This is a genomic window from Pseudomonas sp. SDO5591_S426 (genome assembly GCF_054070755.1).
The window spans coordinates 16815-37748 of the sequence record NZ_JBSVXD010000038.1 but is presented as its reverse complement, the minus strand read 5'-3'; the positions used below and the strand labels follow the sequence as shown (position 1 = coordinate 37748).

The following is a 20934-nucleotide window of genomic DNA, read 5'->3' as shown; positions in this document are numbered from 1 at the left end:
AACCGAGCTCCTTATTTTGCCGGGCCTTGCGCCCGGTTTTTTATGGTTCACCACAGACCTGTAGGAGCCGAGCTTGCTCGCGATGGCGATCTGACCAACACCACAAAACCTCCACTGATAGCGCACCCTCCAAACCCCAACCGAACATCTATTCTTCATTAAGGTCAACCAAGGAGAGCAACGGACCGGAGGAATGTTCATCGTGCATATCGCTGACATAACCATGTTCTACGCCCCTGCCAGCGGTGGCGTGCGCACTTATCTGGATGCCAAGCATCATCGCCTGTGCAACAGGCCGGGCACCCGTCACAGTTTGCTGATTCCCGGGGCTGTATTCAGTGAACAGGATGGCATCTATACCGTTCCGGCACCCGCCCTGCCTTTCGGCAAGGGCTATCGCTTCCCTCTCCGTCTCGCGCCCTGGCGCAATGTCCTGCACGATTTGCAGCCTGAACTGATCGAGGTCGGCGATCCGTACCTCACCGCTTGGGCTGCCCTGGATGCGCGGCGGCAACTGGATGTGCCGGTGATCGGCTTTTATCACTCGGATCTGCCGCTGCTGGTCAGCAACCGCATGGGCAACTGGGTCACCACCAATGTTGAAGCGTATGTCAGCAAGCTCTACGGCAACTTCGACCGTGTGCTCGCGCCGAGCCGGGTGATGGCGGACAAACTGACCGGCCTGGGTGTGAAGAACGTTTTCGTGCAGCCGCTGGGCGTCGATTTGCAAATGTTTCATCCCGATGCGCGCGATCCTGGCCTGCGCGCCGAACTGGGCCTCGACGAAAACACTCATCTGCTGATCTTCGCCGGGCGCGGTTCCAAAGAGAAAAACCTGCCGGTGTTGCTCGATTGCATGAAACGCCTGGGCAAACGCTATCACTTGCTGCTGGTCGGCTCGTCGATGCCGAGCGCTGTACCTGCAAACGTCACCGTCATCGATGAATTCTGCCCTGCCGCGCAAGTCGCCCGCCTGATGGCCAGCGCCGACGCATTGCTGCATGCCGGCGATCAGGAAACCTTTGGCCTGGTCATCCTCGAAGCCATGGCCTGCGGCATCCCGGTGGTCGCCGTGGCAGCCGGCGCGTTCGAGGAAATCATCACCGATCAATGTGGCCTGTTGTGTACCCCCAACGATCCATTGGCCATGGCCAACGCCGTGCGTGAACTGTTCAGCCAGGGTAGCGCGGCCGTCGGGCAGCATGCGCGGCGCCATGTCGAGCAGCATTACGCCTGGGACACGGTGGTCAACAGCTTGCTCGGCCACTATCACGCCGTACTCGGCAGCCAGTGGCCGCGAGCGGCCAATGGTTGAATCCATGCACACACCCAGCCTGTTACTGGTGCTGCACGATGTCGCGCCGCAAACCTGGGTCGATTACCAGCCATTTGTCGAAGCCGTCGACGCGCTCGGCGGTGTGCCGATGACTTGGCTGGTGGTGCCGGACTTTCACAAGCACAACGATCTGCAAGCGCATCCGGATTTTCGTCGCCTGCTCAGCGGGCGACTCGGCCGTGGAGATGAACTGGCGCTGCACGGCTATTTTCATTGCGATGACGGACCGATGGCGAACAATCCCCGGGACTGGTTCATGCGTCGGATCTACACCCATGAAGGTGAGTTTTACAGCCTGTCCCATGAGGCTGCCCTCGCCCGTTTGCACGCCGGCATTGAAGTGTTCCACCGTAACCAATGGCCGTTGCAGGGCTTTGTCGCCCCCGCCTGGCTGATGAGCGAAGGTACGCGCCAGGCCTTGCGCCAATTGCCCTTGAGTTACACCAGTGACGCGCAGCATCTGTATCGCTTGCCGGATTTCACAGCGGTCGATGCCCCCGGACTGGTCTGGAGTGCGCGCAGTGCCTGGCGCCGGGGCTTGTCGAAACTGGTCAGCGATCAACTCGAACAACGCTGGCGGCAAGCACCGGTGATTCGCCTTGGCTTGCACCCGGTGGATATGCGCCATGAATTCTCGCGTACTTACTGGCTGAAAACCCTCAAGCGTCTGCTCGACGAGGGCCGGGTGCCGATGACCAAAGCTCACTGGCTGGCACTGCAAAGTGAACACGTGGGACGCGCTGCATGAGTCGCGGGATTCTGCTGTTGATCGGCCTGCTCGCGGCAGTGCTGATTCCCTGGCTTTTGGGCGGGAGTGAAACCTGGTCACGCCTGAACAGCTTTCCACTGAGTTGGCTGCTGGTCATGTTCGGCATGATCCTCCTGTGCTGGGTGGTGAACACCCTGCGCCTGCGCCTGTTGCTGGGGGATCAGCGCGACAGGCTCAGCCCGGTCAAAAGCCTCGGCGTGGTGATGGCCGCCGAATTTGCCTACTGCGCCACCCCCGGCGGCAGCGGCGGGCCACTGACCATCATGGCGTTACTGGCGCGTAACGGTGTGCGTCCCGCCCGGGGCAGCGCCGTGTTCGCCATGGACCAGCTCAGCGATTTGTTGTTCTTCCTCTGCGCACTCTGCGGGATTCTGATTTATGCGTTGTTCCAGCACCTCAGCCAGCGCATGGAGTGGCTGCTGATCGTCAGTGCCGTCTCGATGTTCGGTGGCCTGGTCTGTTGCGTGGTGGTGGCCCGTTACCACCGCTTGCTGATCCGCCTGAGCGGTAGGTTACTGGCTCGGCTCAACGTCCAGTCTGCGACACGGGTTCGCTGGGCGCGAAAACTCCTGCATTTTCTGGCGGCATTTACCGACACATTGAAGCTGCCGTTTCAGACATTGATCACGGTGTTTGCCCTGACTTGTCTGCATTGGATCCTGCGTTACAGCGTGTTGTATCTGGCGCTGCGCGGGCTGGGGGCGGATTTGCAGTGGGCCTGGAGTTTTCTGATCCAGATGCTTTCACTGAGTGCAGGGCAATTCAGCCTGTTACCGGGCGGGGCCGGGGCGGCGGAATTGACGTCGGCAGCGCTGTTGGCGCCCATGGTGGGAAAATCTACCGCGGCGGCGGCGATTTTGATCTGGCGAGCGGTGACCTATTACTTCTATCTGCTGGTCGGCGGGCCGGTGTTCCTGTTGATGCTCGGACGTCCGTTGCTTAAGAAGCTGATGAAGCTCAAGCAGGCTTAGGTGGGTTTTCAGGTTCTTGCTGCAACTGCTCCCACAACTCGGCCGCTCCCGGGAACTCCGTGCCATCTTCCGGACTCATGTCATCCGGATCGTACCGGCTCAGGCAACCTTCGCCCAATGTGGCGGGCGCCTTGGAAGTGGCTTTGTCCAGTGGGTCAGCCATGCTCATATCCTCAGTGCAAAAAAAGGGCCTGCAGCGATTGAACGCCCAGGCCCTTCGAATTTCAACCGTGTCGTGCGCTGATCAGAACACCACGGTCTTGTTGCCGTGCACCAGCACCCGGTCTTCGAGGTGATAACGCAGGCCACGGGCCAACACCATCTTCTCGACGTCACGGCCAAAACGCACCATGTCCTCGATGCTGTCGCTGTGGCTGACACGCACCACGTCCTGCTCGATGATCGGGCCGGCGTCCAGCTCTTCGGTCACGTAGTGGCAGGTCGCACCGATCAGTTTCACACCGCGCAACGAAGCCTGGTGATACGGCTTGGCGCCGACGAACGACGGCAGGAAGCTGTGGTGAATGTTGATGACCTTGTGTGCGTATTCACTGCACAACTCGGGTGGCAGGATCTGCATGTAGCGCGCCAGCACCACCACTTCGGCATCGTGCTGCTTGACCAGACGCGAGACTTCGGCGAAGGCCGGCTCCTTGTCCTGTGGATTGACCGGCACGTGGTAGTACGGAATGCCGTGCCATTCGACCATGCTGCGCAGGTCGTCGTGGTTGGAAATCACACAGGCGATTTCGCAGTCCAGCTCATCGCTGTGCCAGCGATGCAGCAAGTCGGCGAGGCAGTGGGACTCGCGGCTGGCCATCAACACGACGCGCTTTTTCTGCGCGGTATCGGTGATCCGCCAGTCCATCGAGAACTCTTCGGCAATTGGCGCGAACGCTTCGCGAAAGGCCTCGATACCGAATGGCAGCGAGTCGGCACGAATTTCGTGACGCATGAAGAACCAGCCACTGAGGTTGTCCGAGTGATGGCTCGCTTCGGTGATCCAGCCGTTATGGGACGCCAGAAAGTTACTGACTTTAGCAACGATGCCGACGCGGTCCGGGCAAGAAATCACCAGCCGAAAAGTGCGCATGAGGGGGAAACTCCAGAACTTCGCAAAGGCCGCCATTCTAGCGATTGCGCAGCAAAACTGCAGTATTGATGACGTACTGTCTCGCCCGATGGCTACCGACAAGGCTCCCGGCAGCGCACAAGCCTCACGCAGCGGCAGTGAAGTTAGCCATCTACAAGCACTGGTTTGTAAATATCTGTAGCGCACGCTTCGAACTATTTAACAGCACATCCAATGTCCGCCGAATTCATCGTAATTTAATTAAATAAACCCCGGTTAAATGTTTACTTGATGAAACACCCTGACTATTATTGCCGCACTGTCCCCTGCCATCCTGCGTCCTACATAAGGTAGTAACCATGTCCTTGATCAACGAATACCGCGCCACCGAAGAAGCTATCAAAGAGCTGCAAGCCCGTTTGAAGAACCTGTCCCAAGACGACAAACTGCAAACCGAGCTGGAATTCGAAGGCAAACTGCGCACCCTGATGGGCGAATACTCCAAGTCCCTGCGTGACATCATTGCTTTGCTGGATCCGGAATCCAAAACCAAGGCACCACGCGGCGGCGCAGTAAAAACTACCGGCACCAAGCGCGCTCGCAAAGTTAAACAATACAAAAACCCGCACAACGGCGAAGTCATCGAAACCAAAGGTGGCAACCACAAGACTCTGAAAGAGTGGAAAGCCAAGTGGGGCGGTGACGTGGTTGAAGGCTGGGCTACCCTGCTGGGCTAAGCCGCAGCGCTTGTCGCGGATAGATCTGCGACAAAAAATAACGCCAGCATAACGCTGGCGTTTTTTTATGCCCGGAGTTTACCTGGCGCTCATGTTCGAATTCAAAGATTCAAACGTTTGCGTAATCCCTGGACATGTTCCTGCCATTGATTGAGTACGCCTTGCTGAAACGGCGTCGCAGTAAGCACCCATTCGGCTGCGGCCTCTACAAAACTTTCCAGGGTATTCGGCGCCCCCCACTCAGGTGTCGTCAAACGTTTCTGACAGAATATTCGCCAGCGTTCTTGCTCTTGCTGGTTCAACGTGTCGGGAAAGTTGCGTGCGCGATATCGAAACAATAATTCCGGCAAGCGTTCATCATCGAAAGGCCACTGCTCTTGTGCTAATTGCACCGGGTCGACGGTGCGGACTTGTTCACATAGTCGTCGATCACGGTCACCGATAAAACCGTCGTACAACTGTTGTTCAGGGTCTTGGCTGACAGAAAAATCCTCACTGGCGTAAATAGCTGAAACTTTATCCCGCCAGACTTTCTGCGCGTCACTTAGCCGCAGTGCACGCTGCTGATACAGCGCCATATCCAGACCCAAACGTTGCTGATCTTGCGGGCGAAGTACCGACAGCGGTGCCACTACCGGGCATTTATTGATGTGGATGAGCTTCAGCGGCACCGGCAACTCTCCCTCGGCCAGATCATCGCGGCGCGTGTACAGGCGCTGACGCAGGGCTTCAGCATCCAGATCGAGCAAGCCCTGGGGATCGAGATGCAGGTCGCAGACAATCAATGCATTCTTGTTGCGCGGGTGCCATGCCAGCGGCAATACCACGCCGACAAAGTTGCGCGCCGCGGAAAAACGCCCGGACACATGCACCATCGGTTGCAGCAGGCGAATCTGGTCCAGCACCTTCTGCTTACTGCGTAGCTGAAACAGCCAGTCATACAGCTTCGGCTGCTTTTCCCGGAGCAAACGCGCCAGGGCGATGGTGGCGCGCACGTCCGACAGCGCTTCGTGGGCATTGCCATGATCGATGCCGTTGGCGGCGGTCAGGCGTTCGAGCTTGAGCGTCACCTGACCCTCGTCGTTCGTCGGCCAAACGATGCCATCGGGACGCAAGGCATACGCGGCGCGGACCACATCGATCAGATCCCAGCGACTGTTACCGCCCTGCCACTCCCGTGCGTAAGGGTCGAAAAAGTTGCGGTACAGGCTGTAGCGGGTCATCTCGTCATCGAAACGCAAGGTGTTGTAACCGGCGCCACAGGTGCCGGGAGCAGCCAGTTGCGCATGCACCCGGGTCATGAAATCGGCTTCGCTCAAACCGAGTTCTGCCAGTTGGCCAGGGGTAATGCCGGTGATCGCACAGGCCGCAGGGTGCGGCAGGATGTCGTCACTGGGCTGGCAATAGAGGTTGACCGGCTCGTCTATTTCATTGAGATCGAAGTCAGTACGCAGCCCCGCCATTTGCAGTGGGCGATCGCAACGGGGGTTGATGCCCGTCGTTTCATAGTCGTACCAGAAGATGGAGGTCACAGGCGTTTCCTGAACTGAAGATCGACGAAGTCTAGGCGTTCATGTCCCGCTCCGGCCAGCAATCTTGTGATTCAAACATCTCTGGTTACTCACTGGGCGATACATAGTTATGTCGTTTCCCCCGACGAGGCTGCTAGCATCGGGTGACGAGACATCCCGATCAGGCCACATCATCAGGTTGCCCATGCTCGAGACCACAGCACTGCCAAGGAAAGCGACGCTGTCCCCGCCACTGGATACGCGGTATCAGGTCGAAACGCCGGAGGGCATCGATTTGCCTCTGCGCCCGGCCGGGTTGATGGTTCGTGCATTGGCGTTCGCCATCGATCTGGCGCTGCGCGGACTGATCCTCGGCCTGCTGTTCATTGTGCTGGCGATGCTGGGGAAACTCGGCGCGGGGCTGGGCTCGTTGCTGATCTTCGCCGTGAGCTGGTGGTACATGGTGCTGTTCGAAGTCCTCAACGAGGGCCGCTCGCCGGGCAAGCAATGGATGGGCTTGCGGGTGGTGCAAGACGACGGTACACCGATTGGCTGGTCCGCGTCGTTGCTGCGAAACCTGCTGCGCTTCGTCGACCTGCTGCCCTTCGGCTACTTCCTCGGCGCCATCAGTTGTCTGCAACATCCCAGCTTCAAGCGCCTCGGCGACATCGCCGCCGGCACGCTGGTGATCTATCGCGAACAACCGCTCACCCGCCCGCAACTGCCGCCCGCCCAACCGCGTCGCCCGGCATTTACCCTGACCCTGACCGAGCAACGCGCCATCCTCGGTTTCGCCGAGCGCCAGGCTGAACTCTCCCCCGCCAGGGTCAATGAACTGGCATCGATCCTTGCGCAACCGTTGCAGGTTCCGGCGCCACACGCCGTGGCCGAACTCAACGGCATCGCCCGCGGCCTGTTGGGGCCGGCATGAAGCAAGGTCTTTTCGAACATCGGCACATGGCCGAATGGGAGCAATTCTCCCTGCTCCTGGAGAGACTGGAGCGCAACAAGGACGCCACGGGTGTCGACAGTTTTCCCGGCGACTACCGGCGCATTTGCCAACACCTGGCATTGGCTCGCGAACGCGGTTACAGCAGTTTTCTCATTGACTCGTTGCAGCAACAAGTCCTGCGCGGGCATCAACAGCTCTATCGGCATCGAAGCCGATTGGGCGCCAACGCGCGGGCTTTCATCCTCGCGGATTTCCCGCGACTGGTGCGCGAACAGTGGCGCTTCGTACTCGCCGCCTGCCTGATGTTTTTCGGCAGCCTGATCGGTTTTGCCTTGCTGGTCTATCTGTTCCCGGACCTGGTCTACAACCTGCTCCCGGCCGAACAGGTCAGTGAACTGCAGAGCATGTACGACCCGCAGGCCGGTCATCTCGGACGCTCGGCGGAGCGAGCAGCCAGTGAAGACTGGGTGATGTTCGGCTACTACATCATGCATAACATCGGGATCGCCTTTCAGACCTTCGCCAGCGGTTTGCTGTTTGGCCTGGGCAGTGCGTTTTTCCTGTTCTTCAACGGTTTGACGATCGGCGCGGTAGCAGGGCATCTGACGCAGATCGGCTACGGGCAAACCTTCTGGTCTTTCGTGATCGGCCATGGCGCCTTCGAACTGACCGCCATTGCCTTGGCCGGTGCCGCCGGCCTGCAATTGGGTTGGGCATTGATCGCACCGGGACGCCTGCCCCGTGCCGAAGCCTTGCGTCTGGCGGCGCGAAAAAGTGTGTTGCTGATTTGCGGGGTCATGCTGTTTCTGCTGATTGCCGCGTTTATTGAAGCCTATTGGTCGTCAATGACGGCACCGACACCCATGACCAAGTATCTGGTGGGCGCGCTGCTCTGGCTGTCGGTCGCGGCATATCTGCTGTTTGCCGGACGGGTGCGCCATGCGCCTGAGTGACGCCAGTGTGGTGATCCGCCCGCGCCCGACCTGGGAAGCCATGGACCTCGGGGTGCTCTTGAGCCAGCGTCATCGGCGCCTGCTGATGACCAGTTGGGCCATCGTGACCTTGCCGTTTTTTGCGCTGTTGACCTGGCTGCTGTGGGAATCACCGTCCGTCGCGGTGTTCATCTTCTGGTGGTTGAAACCGGCCTTCGAACGCCTGCCGCTGTACATACTGTCCAAGGCCATGTTTGGTGAAACACCCACGCTGAAACAGGCGCTTGCGCAATGGCCGCGGTTGCTCAAGCCGCAACTGCTGGCCAGCCTGACCTGGCGGCGCTTGAGCATGAGCCGCAGTTTCCTGCTGCCGGTGGTGCAACTCGAAGGCCTGAGCGGTGAGGCGCGCCAGCAGCGTATGCAGGTGTTGTTGCAGCGGGACGCTGGCGCGGCGCGGTGGCTGACGCTGATTGGCGTGCACCTGGAAACCGCGCTGTGGATCGGCTTGATGGTGCTGTTCTATCTAATGCTGCCGCAACAGGTGGCCCTCGACTGGAGCTGGCAGTCGCTGATGACCGCCGCCACTCAGGACTGGCGCTGGCTGGAACACCTGACCAACGTCTTTTATGCCCTGGTGCTGGTGGTTTGGGAGCCGATCTACGTGGCCTGCGGCTTCAGCCTTTATTTGAACCGGCGTACGGTGCTTGAGGCCTGGGACATCGAGCTGGTGTTCCGCCGCATGCGCCAGCGTTTGAACGGCACCACCATTGCGCTGCTGCTGGCGGCGATTCTGTTGCTGCCGTCAACGCCATGTGTCTGGGCCGCCGAACCGGTAATTACCCCTGACAGCCCGCGCCTGCTGGAACAGCCACTGACCAGCCAGGCGTCCCGGGACAGCATCAAGGCGATCATCGATCAGCCACCGTTCAAGAACAAGGAAACTGTCACCCGCTATCGGTTCGGCGAAGACAAAACCACCACCCAAACCCCGGAAGACGACAAGATCCCGCAGTGGCTCAAGGCGCTGTTCGAGCTGTTTGACAGCCAACGCTTCGGTGCCGTGGCCACGCTGATCGAGGTCTTGCTGTGGGGCACCGTGATCGGCGCCATCGGTCTGTTGATCTGGCGTTATCGCGACTGGCTGCAAACCTTCGTCAGCCGTCGCCCAGGCCCGGGCAAAAAAGCCTCGCGGCCGATGCCGCAACAGGCGTTCGGCCTGGACCTCAACCGCGAAACCTTGCCCGCCGACATCGCCGCCAGCGCTGAAAGTCTGTGGCAGACCCATCCACGCGAAGCGCTCGGATTACTCTATCGCGCCCTGCTCAGTCACTTGCTGCACGACTTCGACCTCACCTTGAAAGAGGCCGATACCGAAGGCCAGGTGCTGGAACGGGTCGAGCAACTGCAACAACCGGCCTTGCTGGCCTTCAGCCGAAACCTGACCGGGCACTGGCAGAACATGGCCTACGGGCATCGTTTGCCGCCGGTGCATTCACAGCAGGAACTGTGCAACGGCTGGCGAGCCTTGTTCGGTCCGGGAGCGGCGCATTGAACCGGCGCGCGTGGCCGGTGGTGCTCGGCATTTCAATCGCCGTGCTGCTGGCCGCATTGAGCGTTTATCTGTATCTGAAAGCTACACCCTACCAGGCCGAAATCGATCACGGCCCCGCCCCCGAAGCGCAGGCCAATCCATACCTGGCCGCCGAACACTTCCTGCGCAAGCAGGGCCTGGTCGTCAGTCATGCCAACGGCCTCGATATCCTGCCCAGTCTGGATCCGCATCAGCACAGCCTGTTGTTGCTGGGGGATCGCTACAACATGACGCCGCGACAAATTGATCAAGTGATGAACTGGACCCGCGCTGGCGGGCGCCTGCTGTTTGTCGCCCAATCGCTGTGGGATGAAAAGACCGGGCAAAGCAATGACCTGTTGCTCGACCGGGTACAACTGCACCAATCCTTGAGCAAAGACCTCAAGGATCCACCGACCGGTGTCGACAACGATCCCTACCCGAAACTGACCAAGCTGTACCTGGAGAACGAGGACGCGCCGGCCTACGCCAGCTTCGATACCGCGTTCCATCTCGAAGACCCGAAAAACCTGGCCCAGGCCTGGGCCAACAGTGGCAAAGCCACGCACATGATGCAGCTCAATCACGGGCTCGGTTCAATCATCGTGGTGACCGACGCCGACCTGTGGAAAACTCCGGTGATCGACCAGTACGACAACGCCTGGCTGCTCTGGTATTTGACGGCGGACACCAGCGTGACGCTGCTGTTCGACACCGATCACGACAGCCTGTGGACATTGTTGTTGCGCCACTTCCCCCAGGCACTGGTCGCCTTGATTGCGCTGATCGGCCTGGCGTTGTGGCATGTCGGTGTGCGCCACGGGCCATTGCAGGAACCGGCGCCGAAAGCACGCCGGCAACTGCAGGAGCATCTGCGCGCGACCGCCGACTTCATATTGCGGCGCAACGGCCAGCACAGCCTGCTGCAATCGCTGCAGCAAGACATTCTGCGCCGGGTCCGACGGCGTCATCCCGGTTATGACCAACTCGGCGTCGCCGAACGATGGCTGGTGCTTGCACGCCTGACCGGCCAACCCACACGCGCAATCAGCCAGGCCATGAGCCCGCGACCGAAGCAGCGACTTTCCAGCGCAGAGTTCAGCCGTCAGGTCGCCCATCTGCAAACCTTGAGGAACGCCTTATGAGTGAAGCGATCGAGCCCGACGCTCCCAGCCATGCCGAGCAGCAACGCCAGCGCGCCAGCCAGTTGGCGCAAGCGATACGCGGCGAACTGCAAAAAGCCGTGATCGGCCAGAACACGGTCATCGACGATGTGCTTACGGCATTGATTGCCGGTGGCCATGTGCTGCTCGAAGGTGTGCCGGGACTGGGCAAGACCTTGCTGGTGCGGGCGCTGGCGCGCTGCTTCGGTGGCGAATTCGCGCGCATCCAGTTCACGCCTGACCTGATGCCCAGCGACGTTACCGGACATGCGGTGTACGACTTGCAGACCGAGCAATTCAAACTGCGCAAGGGGCCGCTGTTCACCAATCTGTTGCTGGCCGACGAGATCAACCGCGCCCCGGCGAAAACCCAGGCTGCGTTGCTCGAAGCCATGCAGGAACGGCAAGTCACCCTTGAGGGACGCGCCCTGCCCATTGCGCAACCGTTCATGGTGCTCGCCACGCAAAACCCGATCGAACAGGAAGGCACTTACCCGTTGCCGGAAGCCGAGCTGGATCGCTTCATGCTCAAGGTGCGCATGGACTATCCCGACGCCGAGCAGGAATTGAACATGGTGCGTCAGGTCAGTCGCTCGACCCGTGCCGACATGCTCGATGTGCAGCCGCTGCGCACGGTGTTGCAGGCCAAGGATGTGTTGGCCTTGCAACGTATCGCCAGTGATTTGCCGCTGGATGATCAGGTGCTCGATTACGCCGTTCGCCTGGCTCGCACCACCCGCAGCTGGCCGGGCCTGACCCTCGGTGCCGGGCCTCGGGCTTCCATTGCGCTAGTACGCTGCGCACGGGCGCGGGCCTTGTTGCGCGGTGGCGAGTTCGTGGTTCCGGATGACATAAAAGGCTGCGCACTGGCGGTGCTGCGTCATCGCGTGCGCATCGCGCCGGAACTCGATATCGAAGGGCTGGAGGTCGATCAGGTGCTGCGGCAATTACTCGATCAAGTCGCGGCGCCGCGCCTGTGAAACCCAGCCGGCTGTTGCTGCTCTGGCTCGCCTTGCTGCTGGCCATCGGCATTGCGCTGGGTGCTTTGCAGGCGCTGGAATTTGCGCTGCCGTCGTACCTTTCGCGGATCAATTGGGGTTTGCTGCTGGCGCTACTGGCCCTGGCATTGCTCGATGCCATCCGTCTCAAACGCATGCCCTCACCGCGCCTGCAACGGCACATGCCCGGCAGCCTGGCCTTGGGTCGCTGGAGTGAGGTACGACTGGAGCTTGAGCACGATTTTGCGCAACCACTGGACTTGCAACTCTTCGACCATGTGCCGGACGGCCTGAGTTTCGAACACCTGCCGCTGACGGTGCAATTGCAACCCGGCCAGCGCAGCTTCAGCAGCTATCGTCTGCGCCCACTCAAACGCGGGCACTTCAGTTTTGAACACTGCGGGGTCAACCTGCCGGGCCCGTTGGGCCTGTGGTCCGACAAACGCTTGCTGAGCGTGACTGACCACACCCGCGTCTATCCCGACTTCGCCCACCTTTATGGCGGCCAATTATTGGCTGTGGATAACTGGCTCAGCCAGCTCGGCGTACGCCAGCATCAACGCCGTGGCCAAGGGCTGGAATTTCATCAATTGCGCGAGTTTCGCGAGGGCGACAGCCTGCGCCAGATCGACTGGAAAGCCACCGCCCGTCAACGTACGCCGATTGCCCGGGAGTATCAGGACGAGCGCGACCAGCAGATCATCTTCTTGCTCGACTGCGGCCGGCGCATGCGCAGCCAGGACACAGAGTTGGCGCATTTCGATCACGCGCTCAATGCCTGCCTGCTGTTGAGCTACATCGCGCTGCGTCAGGGAGATGCTGTGGGGTTCAGCACTTTCGCCAGCGATCAACCACGCTACCTCGCCCCGGTCAAAGGCAGCGGGCAGCTCAACGTCTTGCTCAATACGGTCTACGACTTGAACAGCAGCCAACGCAGCGCTGACTACCAAGCCGCCATCACTCAACTGCTCGCCCGACAAAAACGCCGGGCGCTGGTGGTGCTGATGACCAACCTACGCGATGAGGACGATGAAGAATTGCTGACAGCCGTCAAACGCCTGGGTAAACAGCATCGAGTGCTGGTCGCCAGCCTGCGCGAAGACGTACTCGACAATCTGCGGGAAACACCCGTGCAGACTTTGCCCGAAGCCTTGGCCTATTGCGGCACGGTGAATTACTTGAATGCACGGGCCGAACTCCATGAGCGGTTAAGCGCCCATGGCGTGCCGGTGCTGGATGCGCGGCCCGGGGAATTGGGCACGCAATTGGTCACGCAGTATTTGAGCTGGAAGCGAAGCGGCAGTGTTTAGGATCAGGCTGAAGCCGGCAACGGCTGAAAGCTGAAATACTGCTTCAACGCCTCCACCAGTTGTCCATATTCCGGCGGGGCCCGCTGCAGGGTGAACCCGGCGTCATAGTGGTGAGGCGTTGCGTCTTCGTGGCACCACAGACAACACGCCCGCAGGTCGATGATCTGTTGGCCTCCATCGCCGACGGGAATCTTCAGGCGCAAGCCGAAATCCGCGCCGATCATCATCGGCAACTGACTGATAAGCATCAGCCCGTCTTCAGAGACATTGCCCAGATAGCCGATGGGTTTGTCAGTGATGCTGTTGAACACTTTCAGAAAATACGGCAGTTGATGCCGCTCAATCCGGCGGTCAGTGAACATGCTGAATTCGCTACGCAAGGCCCTTAAGCAAGGCCGCACTAATGCTTCGGAACAGGTCTGCCTGCTGTTGCCAGTAAGGCAAAGCGACCTGCTCTCCCCGATCCTGGTGCGACAGTCCGCGAAACCGCTGCCGCTTACTCCTGCCGATCACAGGTGGCACGTCGGTTTAGAGGCACGGCTCTAAAACCGGTTTATTCGACTATAGCTCACCGCCGCCGGTCGGCCAGCTATTGAATGACAACCAGCATCAGAACTGCGTCGGGCGTACCACTGCGGCACTGCGGGTCGGGTAATGACCCAGGCTCTGCAAGGTTTCCAGGCGGGCGCGAGCGCGGTAGGCGTATTCGCTTTGCGGGTACGAGGCGATGATGAACTGGTAAGTCTGCGCGGCATCGATGAACATTTTCTGCCGTTCCAGGCACTGGCCGCGCATCATCGACACTTCCGGCCAGACATAAGGCCGCGCCCGGCTGGCGCGCTCGACCTTGGACAATTCGAGCATGACCTGCTCGCAGTTGCCCCTGTCATAGGCGCTGTAGGCAAGGTTCAAATGATGGTTCATGGAAAATCGGGTGCAGCCCGTGACGCTGAGGGCGCTGATGGCAAGGGCGGCAATGAGCACGAATCGCATGGGGGATCTCCTGTCTTGAACGCTGTATCGACCCGCGGGCGGAAATCTTCAGGCTGCCGGTGCAAAGTTGTAGTGTTCAATAAAGAAAGCATTAAGTAGTGCAAACGAACAATGACTACAACTTCGGACCATAGTAGCCTCACTCAGCGCTTGAACTCAGGAGTCTTTGCATGTCCGTCCGTCGTACCAAAATCGTCGCTACCCTTGGCCCGGCCAGTAACTCGCCGGAAGTTCTCGAACAGCTGATTCTGGCTGGCCTGGACGTCGCCCGCCTGAACTTCTCCCACGGCACCCCCGACGAGCACAAGGCTCGCGCGAAGCTGGTGCGTGACCTGGCCGCCAAGCACGGTCGCTTCGTCGCCCTGCTGGGTGACCTGCAAGGCCCGAAAATCCGTATCGCCAAATTCGCCAACAAGAAGATCGAGCTGAAGATCGGTGACAAGTTCACCTTCTCCACCAGCCATCCTCTGACCGAAGGCAACCAGCAAGTGGTCGGCATCGACTACCCGGACCTGGTCAAGGACTGCGGCGTGGGCGACGAGCTGCTGCTCGACGACGGTCGCGTGGTCATGCGTGTCGATACCGCCACGGCCACCGAACTGAACTGCACCGTGACCATCGGCGGCCCGCTATCCGACCATAAAGGCATCAACCGTCGCGGTGGCGGCCTGACCGCTCCGGCCCTGACTGAGAAAGACAAGGCTGACATCAAGCTCGCTGCGGAAATGGAAGTCGACTACCTCGCGGTCTCTTTCCCGCGTGACGCCGCCGACATGGAATACGCCCGTCAACTGCGCGACGAAGCCGGCGGCACTGCCTGGCTGGTAGCGAAGATCGAACGCGCCGAAGCCGTGGCCGACGACGAAACCCTCGACGGCCTGATCCAGGCTTCCGACGCGGTGATGGTGGCCCGTGGTGACCTGGGCGTGGAAATCGGCGACGCCGAGCTGGTGGGCATCCAGAAGAAAATCATTCTGCACGCACGCCGCCACAACAAGGCTGTGATCGTGGCGACCCAGATGATGGAGTCGATGATCCAGAACCCGATGCCGACTCGCGCTGAAGTGTCCGACGTGGCCAACGCCGTGCTCGACTACACCGACGCCGTGATGTTGTCTGCCGAATCCGCTGCCGGTCTGTATCCGCTGGAAGCCGTGCAAGCGATGGCGCGTATCTGCGTCGGCGCTGAAAAGCACCCGACCGGCAAGACCTCCAGCCATCGCATCGGCAAGGAATTCACCCGCTGCGACGAGAGCATTGCGCTGGCGACGATGTACACCGCCAACCATTTCCCGGGCGTGAAAGCGATCATCGCATTGACCGAAAGCGGCTACACCCCGCTGATCATGTCGCGCATCCGTTCTTCGGTGCCGATCTATGCGTATTCGCCGCACCGCGAAACCCAGGCGCGCGCAGCGATGTTCCGTGGTGTGTACACCATTCCGTTCGACCCGGCCTCGCTGGAGCCACACGAAGTCAGCCAGAAGGCGATCGACGAGCTGGTCAAGCGCGGCGTCGTGGAAAAAGGCGACTGGGTCATCCTGACCAAGGGCGACAGCTACCACACCACCGGCGGCACCAACGGCATGAAAATCCTGCACGTTGGCGACCCGATGGTCTGAGTGACCGCTTGCTGAAAAACAAAAGCCCCGCCATGTGAATGGCGGGGCTTTTTGCATTTTGATCCTGACACTATGTTGTTCAGGCTGGCCTCATCGCGAGCAAGCTCGGCTCCTACAGGTTTTGTATTGGAGGCCAGTTTTGTGAACACCACCAATCACTGTGGGAGCCGGGCTTGCCCGCGATGGGGCCAGCCCTGACACAACACAATCAATGCCGTTTGATAAACCCGGTCAACGCCGCCAATGCTTCCGGCGAACGCAATCGCTGAGTGAACAACGCACCCTCTTCCTCAATCACCTTGCGAATCAACTCCCGATCCGGCGCCTTCATTAATTGCTTGCTGATGCGCACCGCTTCCGGCGGCAGTGACTCAAAACGCAAAGCCATCTCCCGCGCCTTGGCCAACGCCTCTTCGCCACTGCCCAAGGCTTCGGACGCAATGCCCCACGCTGCCGCTTGCTCACCATTGAACCCTTCGCCAAGCAGCAACAACTCCGCCGCTTTCGCCTGTCCGAGCAATCGCGGCAGGATCAGGCTGGAGCCGAACTCCGGGCATAAGCCAAGGTTGACGAACGGCATGCGCAAGCGTGCGTCGCGGCTGACGTAGACCAGATCGCAATGCAGCAACAGCGTCGTGCCGATGCCCACTGCCGCACCGGCCACGGCGGCGATCACCGGTTTGCGGCATTCGAGCAGGTTGAGCATGAACTGGAACACCGGGCTGTCGAGGTTGCCCGGTGGTTGCTGGATGAAATCGGCGATGTCGTTGCCGGCGGTGAAGCACTCGCTGGAGCCGGTGATCAGCACGGCTTTGATTTCGGGATCGGTGTCGGCCTGTTTCAGCGCTTCGGCCAAGTGGCTGTACATGGCGCGGGTCAGGGCGTTTTTCTTTTCCGGACGATTGAGGCGCAGGGTCAGTAGGCCGCGTTCGCGTTCAATCTGGATGGCATCGGTCATGGTCGTCTCGCGTCTGAAAAGTCAGCGCTCAACCACGGGGCAGGAACACATCGGCCAGCAGTTGATTGCGCGGCAGCCCCGCCAGATACAGGCGCCGGGCAAAGGCGTCGACGCTGTCGGGGGCTCCGCAGAGTAAGGCCAGGGTTTGCCGCGAAACAAGCCGCAGTTGCGCCAAAGCCGCGGGCAGCTCGGCCGGGGTCCAGAGCTCAATGTTCAGGTTCGTGCGGCTGGCGGCCATGGCTTGCAAGGGCTTGGCCAGATAATGCTCATCGGCATCATGGGCCAGGTGAATGACGCGTATCTCGCCCTGGTGATCCTGACGCAAGGCCTCACGCAGCACGCCAAACAGCGGCCCCAAACCGGTGCCGGCGGCCATCAGCCACAGCGGCCGGGTGTGCCAGTCCGGGTCGTAGTGCAACGCCCCGCCGCGTAATTCGCCGAGGCGGATCGGATCGCCGATCTTCAACTGACGGGCTGCGTCGCTGAATTCCCCTGGCAGGCGACAATCGAGGTGAAATTCGAGAAAGCGATCGTCTTCCGGCAGGCTGGCGAGGGAGTACGGCCGCGCCACGTTCCCCGCCCACAACACCAGATGCTGGCCAGCGCTGTAACGCAATGGTCGCTGTGGGGTCAGGCGCATGCGCAACACGCTGGGGCTCAACCAGTCGACCGCCGCGACCTCGGCCGGGCGACCATCCTGCTGCGGGTCGAAGGTGTGGACCTGCAAATCCTCGATCACCTGACACTGGCACGCCAGGCGCCAGCCTTGCTGACGTTGCTCCGCGCTCAGGGCATCGGGGCGGCTATCGCTCGGCAGTCCCTGCACGCACTGCACCAGGCAGGCATGGCAACTGCCGGCGCGACAGCTATAAGGCACCGCCACGCCGTTCTGATTCAGGGCATCGAGCAGATTGCTGCCCGCCGCCACCGACCAGTGGCGGTCGCCAACGCGTAATTCAGGCATCAACGTTTTCCCACGCCGCCGCGCAACGATTACGACCGTCACGCTTGGCCCGATAGAGCGCCTGATCGGCCCGCTGCAAGGCATCGTCGAGATCATCGCCGAGCTCCAGCAATGTCATGCCGGCGGACAGGCTGAGACTACCGACATTCAGGCCGATCAACTCGACATCGGTGAAGGCGATGCGCAGCCGTTCACAGCACGAGGTCAGGCTCTCGGCATCGCAATCGGGCAGCAACACCACGAATTCCTCGCCACCGTAACGGGCCAGCACATCACCCTCACGCAGACAAGCGCTGGCCACGCCGGCAAAGGCTTGCAGCACCTGATCGCCGGCAGCATGACCGTGCAGGTCGTTGATGCGTTTGAAGTGATCGAGGTCGATCAGAGCCAGGCCATGCACCACACCGGCGTCCATAGCATTGAGCTCACGGGAGGCCAGCCGGAGGAAATGCCGGCGATTGAACAGCCCGGTCAGTTCGTCGGTTGCGACGAGGTCTTCGAGCTGGCGCATCATTCCGCGCAGCGTGTCCTGGTGTGCCTGCAACGCGAAGCGCCGTTGCCGCATGCGATGGCGTGAGGCCTGGACATAACCGGCATAAAGCACCAGCCAGACCAGTACGATCAACAGCACGCACACCTGCAACGCCGCCAGCGCCGGGTCGGGCAACTGGAAGTGGTAGCCCTCCCACAGCGTGATCGCGCTGAAACTGAAGAACACCAGCAACGCGCAGCGCAGGAAAGCGCGGCGAGACAGATGGAACAGCCCGAACAGCAGAATCAGTACATAGAAAACCAGGAACGCGCCGCGCGCGTCCTCCAGATGGGCAATAAGCCAGGTTTGCCAACCCAGCCCCAGCAACACCTGGGCTTCGGTCAGGCTGGGGTCGGCAAAGCGCAGGTTGCAGCCGGAATAGAACACCGCGAACAGCGCCGCCTGGCTGATCACCACCAGCGCGCTGCCGATGGCCACGCCTGTCAGCGAGTCCTGATAGTGGCCGGTAAAAAACGCCAGCCACAGCAATAGCAATGCCAAGGCATAAGTGCCGGCCGCGAGGGCAAAACGTTTGAGTAGCAGTCGCTGGATGGCGTTATGGGTCAATCGTTGACTCACCGAATGAAAGGAGACTGATAGAGCGTCCTACTCTACAGACCGTATGTCACTTTAGTGGCGTGGCCGATAAATGACCATTCAATTTTCGGGCGGATCACTGACGTCAAATCCATGACCCGCCATGCGACCAACGTTTGACTACCGGCGCGTGTGCCCTTGGACGAGGCGCGGTATACTGCCGCGCCTTTTTAGCGTCGCGCCAGCAGCCCCGGCGTGCCTTGAAAGGTGCTTGCAACCGACCGATGCACCCAAGCTGCAAGCACCTTATTTGAATGTTCCCGTCTTTTAGAGGAGCGCGACTCATGACCGTGATCAAGCAAGACGACCTGATTCAGAGCGTTGCCGACGCCCTGCAATTCATTTCCTATTACCACCCCGTGGATTTCATCCAGGCGATGCACGAGGCTTACCTGCGCGAAGAATCGCCAGCGGCCCGTGATTCGATGGCACAGATCCTGATCAACTCGCGCATGTGCGCCACCGGCCACCGCCCGATCTGCCAGGACACCGGCATCGTCACCGTGTTTGTGCGTGTGGGCATGGACGTGCGTTGGGATGGCGCCACCATGGGCCTGGACGACATGATCAACGAAGGCGTGCGTCGCGCCTACAACCTGCCGGAAAACGTCCTGCGTGCTTCGATCCTCGCCGACCCGGCGGGCGCTCGCAAGAACACCAAGGACAACACCCCGGCCGTTATCCACTACTCCATCGTTCCGGGTAACACCGTGGAAGTGGACGTGGCGGCCAAGGGCGGCGGCTCCGAGAACAAGTCGAAAATGGCCATGCTCAACCCGTCCGACTCGATCGTCGACTGGGTGCTCAAGACCGTTCCGACCATGGGCGCCGGCTGGTGCCCACCGGGCATGCTGGGCATCGGCATCGGCGGCACCGCCGAGAAAGCCGCTGTGATGGCAAAAGAAGTGTTGATGGAATCCATCGACATCCACGAACTGAAGGCCCGTGGCCCACAGAACCGTATTGAAGAAATGCGCCTGGAGCTGTTCGAGAAGGTCAACCAGTTGGGCATCGGCGCCCAGGGCCTCGGTGGCCTGACCACCGTGCTCGACGTGAAGATCATGGATTACCCGACCCACGCCGCGTCCCTGCCGGTGTGCATGATCCCGAACTGCGCCGCCACCCGTCACACGCACTTCGTGCTCGACGGTTCCGGCCCGGTTGCCCAGGAAGCGCCACCGCTGGACGCCTACCCGGAAATCGTCTGGGAAGCAGGTCCGTCGGCCCGCCGCGTCAACCTCGACACCCTGACCCCGGAAGATGTGCAGAGCTGGAAGCCGGGCGAAACCGTCCTGCTCAACGGCAAGATGCTCACCGGTCGCGACGCCGCGCACAAGCGCATGGTCGAGATGCTGAACAAGGGTGAAACCCTGCCGGTGGACCTCAAGGGTCGCTTCATCTATTACGTCGGTCCGGTTGATCCGGTGCGCGAAGAAGTGGTTGGCCCGGCTGGCCCGACCACCGCGACGCGGATGGACAAGTTCACCCGTCAGATCCTCGAGCAAACCGGCCTGTTGGGCATGATCGGCAAATCCGAGCGCGGCCCGACCGCCATCGAAGCGATCAAGGACCACAAAGCCGTTTACCTGATGGCAGTCGGCGGCGCGGCTTACCTGGTGGCGCAAGCGATCAAGAAATCCCGCGTGGTGGCTTTCGCCGAACTGGGTATGGAAGCGATCTACGAGTTCGACGTAAAAGACATGCCAGTGACCGTTGCGGTCGACAGCAAGGGCGAGTCCGTACACATCACCGGTCCTGCCATCTGGCAGCAAAAGATCAGTGAAAGCCTGGCAGTGGAAGTGCAGTAAGCACTGACATCACGCAGCGAAAAAACCGGCCCGTCGGAAACGACAGGCCGGTTTTTTTATGCCGGAAGAAATCCGCATCGACAAACGACCCATGCAATAAAACCAGCGCCGCCACACAGGTTCCATCGAGAGATCAGCG

General features: G+C 60.5%; 20 protein-coding genes. 12 read left to right on the top strand and 8 right to left on the bottom strand.

The window, feature by feature from the left end:
• The first annotated feature begins 193 nt into the window (after positions 1-193).
• The 3 genes from ACW9JC_RS10885 to ACW9JC_RS10875 are packed head-to-tail and all read left to right on the top strand — an operon-like array spanning position 194 to position 3076.
• Positions 194-1315 (top strand): glycosyltransferase family 4 protein, encoded by a 1122-nt coding sequence (locus tag ACW9JC_RS10885; protein WP_338582651.1) that lies wholly within the window; start codon positions 194-196, stop codon positions 1313-1315.
• A complete protein-coding gene (locus ACW9JC_RS10880) occupies positions 1308-2084 on the top strand; it encodes a DUF2334 domain-containing protein (protein WP_457454994.1) in 777 nt (258 codons plus the stop codon). The genes ACW9JC_RS10885 and ACW9JC_RS10880 overlap by 8 nt, the downstream gene beginning before the upstream one ends.
• Positions 2081-3076, top strand: a complete 996-nt coding sequence (locus tag ACW9JC_RS10875; protein WP_338582655.1) for a lysylphosphatidylglycerol synthase transmembrane domain-containing protein — start codon at positions 2081-2083, stop codon at positions 3074-3076. The genes ACW9JC_RS10880 and ACW9JC_RS10875 overlap by 4 nt, the downstream gene beginning before the upstream one ends.
• Here ACW9JC_RS10875 and ACW9JC_RS10870 read toward each other — a convergent pair.
• The gene (locus tag ACW9JC_RS10870) at positions 3063-3239 is read right to left on the bottom strand and encodes a hypothetical protein (RefSeq protein ID WP_457454993.1); all 177 of its coding nucleotides are present in this window, start codon (positions 3237-3239) and stop codon (positions 3063-3065) included. The two genes, ACW9JC_RS10875 and ACW9JC_RS10870, sit on opposite strands and share 14 nt — an antisense overlap.
• Before the next feature lie 81 nt (positions 3240-3320).
• Complete coding sequence (gene purU, locus ACW9JC_RS10865) at positions 3321-4169, bottom strand: formyltetrahydrofolate deformylase (protein ID WP_457454992.1); 849 nt, start codon at positions 4167-4169, stop codon at positions 3321-3323.
• 338 nt (positions 4170-4507) lie between these two features.
• On the opposite strand from purU, the gene mvaT reads away from it, so the two are divergent.
• Entirely contained in the window at positions 4508-4885 is a 378-nt protein-coding gene (gene mvaT / locus ACW9JC_RS10860; protein WP_007933316.1) for a histone-like nucleoid-structuring protein MvaT, read from the top strand.
• Between the two features lie 101 nt (positions 4886-4986).
• Here the strand turns inward: mvaT and sbcB are convergent, their stop codons facing one another.
• On the bottom strand, positions 4987-6417 hold the full coding sequence (sbcB, locus tag ACW9JC_RS10855) for an exodeoxyribonuclease I (RefSeq protein WP_457454991.1): 1431 nt from the start codon (positions 6415-6417) through the stop codon (positions 4987-4989).
• A 184-nt stretch (positions 6418-6601) separates the two neighbouring features.
• Here sbcB and ACW9JC_RS10850 point away from each other — a divergent pair, with 184 nt between their 5' ends.
• The 6 genes from ACW9JC_RS10850 to ACW9JC_RS10825 are packed head-to-tail and all read left to right on the top strand — an operon-like array spanning position 6602 to position 13321.
• Positions 6602-7327: an RDD family protein gene (locus tag ACW9JC_RS10850; protein WP_457454990.1), complete on the top strand. Its 726-nt coding sequence runs from the start codon at positions 6602-6604 to the stop codon at positions 7325-7327.
• Complete coding sequence (locus ACW9JC_RS10845; RefSeq protein ID WP_457454989.1) at positions 7324-8301, top strand: stage II sporulation protein M; 978 nt, start codon at positions 7324-7326, stop codon at positions 8299-8301. The genes ACW9JC_RS10850 and ACW9JC_RS10845 overlap by 4 nt, the downstream gene beginning before the upstream one ends.
• Positions 8288-9832 carry a DUF4129 domain-containing protein gene (locus ACW9JC_RS10840; protein WP_457454988.1) on the top strand — a complete coding sequence of 515 codons (1545 nt, stop codon included), beginning with the start codon at positions 8288-8290 and terminating at the stop codon, positions 9830-9832. The genes ACW9JC_RS10845 and ACW9JC_RS10840 overlap by 14 nt, the downstream gene beginning before the upstream one ends.
• A complete protein-coding gene (locus ACW9JC_RS10835) occupies positions 9829-10995 on the top strand; it encodes a DUF4350 domain-containing protein (protein ID WP_457454987.1) in 1167 nt (388 codons plus the stop codon). Before ACW9JC_RS10840 ends, ACW9JC_RS10835 begins: the two co-directional genes overlap by 4 nt.
• Positions 10992-11993 carry an AAA family ATPase gene (locus ACW9JC_RS10830; RefSeq protein ID WP_457454986.1) on the top strand — a complete coding sequence of 334 codons (1002 nt, stop codon included), beginning with the start codon at positions 10992-10994 and terminating at the stop codon, positions 11991-11993. Before ACW9JC_RS10835 ends, ACW9JC_RS10830 begins: the two co-directional genes overlap by 4 nt.
• Positions 11990-13321 carry a DUF58 domain-containing protein gene (locus tag ACW9JC_RS10825; protein ID WP_457454985.1) on the top strand — a complete coding sequence of 444 codons (1332 nt, stop codon included), beginning with the start codon at positions 11990-11992 and terminating at the stop codon, positions 13319-13321. The genes ACW9JC_RS10830 and ACW9JC_RS10825 overlap by 4 nt, the downstream gene beginning before the upstream one ends.
• A gap of 2 nt (positions 13322-13323) precedes the next feature.
• Here the strand turns inward: ACW9JC_RS10825 and ACW9JC_RS10820 are convergent, their stop codons facing one another.
• Positions 13324-13683, bottom strand: a complete 360-nt coding sequence (locus ACW9JC_RS10820; RefSeq protein WP_457454984.1) for a PilZ domain-containing protein — start codon at positions 13681-13683, stop codon at positions 13324-13326.
• Positions 13684-13930: 247 nt separating this feature from the next.
• Positions 13931-14314 carry a tetratricopeptide repeat protein gene (locus ACW9JC_RS10815; RefSeq protein ID WP_150703009.1) on the bottom strand — a complete coding sequence of 128 codons (384 nt, stop codon included), beginning with the start codon at positions 14312-14314 and terminating at the stop codon, positions 13931-13933.
• A gap of 170 nt (positions 14315-14484) precedes the next feature.
• Here ACW9JC_RS10815 and pyk point away from each other — a divergent pair, with 170 nt between their 5' ends.
• Positions 14485-15936: a pyruvate kinase gene (gene pyk / locus ACW9JC_RS10810; protein WP_338582673.1), complete on the top strand. Its 1452-nt coding sequence runs from the start codon at positions 14485-14487 to the stop codon at positions 15934-15936.
• A gap of 208 nt (positions 15937-16144) precedes the next feature.
• Here pyk and ACW9JC_RS10805 read toward each other — a convergent pair whose 3' ends face one another.
• Genes ACW9JC_RS10805 through ACW9JC_RS10795 form a run of 3 tightly spaced genes read right to left on the bottom strand, consistent with a single transcriptional unit; the run spans position 16145 to position 18957 of the window.
• A complete protein-coding gene (locus ACW9JC_RS10805; protein WP_457454983.1) occupies positions 16145-16894 on the bottom strand; it encodes an enoyl-CoA hydratase-related protein in 750 nt (249 codons plus the stop codon).
• A 28-nt stretch (positions 16895-16922) separates the two neighbouring features.
• A complete protein-coding gene (locus ACW9JC_RS10800) occupies positions 16923-17858 on the bottom strand; it encodes an iron-sulfur-binding ferredoxin reductase (RefSeq protein ID WP_457454982.1) in 936 nt (311 codons plus the stop codon).
• Entirely contained in the window at positions 17851-18957 is a 1107-nt protein-coding gene (locus ACW9JC_RS10795) for a GGDEF domain-containing protein (RefSeq protein ID WP_338582680.1), read from the bottom strand. The genes ACW9JC_RS10800 and ACW9JC_RS10795 overlap by 8 nt, the downstream gene beginning before the upstream one ends.
• 314 nt (positions 18958-19271) lie before the next feature.
• Here ACW9JC_RS10795 and ACW9JC_RS10790 point away from each other — a divergent pair, with 314 nt between their 5' ends.
• Positions 19272-20795, top strand: a complete 1524-nt coding sequence (locus tag ACW9JC_RS10790) for a fumarate hydratase (RefSeq protein ID WP_338582682.1) — start codon at positions 19272-19274, stop codon at positions 20793-20795.
• The last annotated feature ends 139 nt before the right edge of the window (positions 20796-20934 follow it).

Excerpts from the sequence above, each read along its gene's own strand:
- ACW9JC_RS10880 (WP_457454994.1), top strand. The coding sequence starts at position 1,308 with ATGGTTGAATCCATGCACACACCCAGCCTGTTACTGGTGCTGCACGAT.
- ACW9JC_RS10800 (WP_457454982.1), bottom strand. The coding sequence starts at position 17,858 with ATGCCTGAATTACGCGTTGGCGACCGCCACTGGTCGGTGGCGGCGGGC.
- ACW9JC_RS10820 (WP_457454984.1), bottom strand. The coding sequence starts at position 13,683 with ATGTTCACTGACCGCCGGATTGAGCGGCATCAACTGCCGTATTTTCTG.
- ACW9JC_RS10790 (WP_338582682.1), top strand. The coding sequence starts at position 19,272 with ATGACCGTGATCAAGCAAGACGACCTGATTCAGAGCGTTGCCGACGCC.
- ACW9JC_RS10845 (WP_457454989.1), top strand. The coding sequence starts at position 7,324 with ATGAAGCAAGGTCTTTTCGAACATCGGCACATGGCCGAATGGGAGCAA.
- ACW9JC_RS10840 (WP_457454988.1), top strand. The coding sequence starts at position 8,288 with ATGCGCCTGAGTGACGCCAGTGTGGTGATCCGCCCGCGCCCGACCTGG.
- ACW9JC_RS10805 (WP_457454983.1), bottom strand. The coding sequence starts at position 16,894 with ATGACCGATGCCATCCAGATTGAACGCGAACGCGGCCTACTGACCCTG.
- ACW9JC_RS10875 (WP_338582655.1), top strand. The coding sequence starts at position 2,081 with ATGAGTCGCGGGATTCTGCTGTTGATCGGCCTGCTCGCGGCAGTGCTG.
- ACW9JC_RS10815 (WP_150703009.1), bottom strand. The coding sequence starts at position 14,314 with ATGCGATTCGTGCTCATTGCCGCCCTTGCCATCAGCGCCCTCAGCGTC.
- ACW9JC_RS10850 (WP_457454990.1), top strand. The coding sequence starts at position 6,602 with ATGCTCGAGACCACAGCACTGCCAAGGAAAGCGACGCTGTCCCCGCCA.
- purU (WP_457454992.1), bottom strand. The coding sequence starts at position 4,169 with ATGCGCACTTTTCGGCTGGTGATTTCTTGCCCGGACCGCGTCGGCATC.
- mvaT (WP_007933316.1), top strand. The coding sequence starts at position 4,508 with ATGTCCTTGATCAACGAATACCGCGCCACCGAAGAAGCTATCAAAGAG.
- ACW9JC_RS10870 (WP_457454993.1), bottom strand. The coding sequence starts at position 3,239 with ATGGCTGACCCACTGGACAAAGCCACTTCCAAGGCGCCCGCCACATTG.
- pyk (WP_338582673.1), top strand. The coding sequence starts at position 14,485 with ATGTCCGTCCGTCGTACCAAAATCGTCGCTACCCTTGGCCCGGCCAGT.
- ACW9JC_RS10830 (WP_457454986.1), top strand. The coding sequence starts at position 10,992 with ATGAGTGAAGCGATCGAGCCCGACGCTCCCAGCCATGCCGAGCAGCAA.
- ACW9JC_RS10885 (WP_338582651.1), top strand. The coding sequence starts at position 194 with ATGTTCATCGTGCATATCGCTGACATAACCATGTTCTACGCCCCTGCC.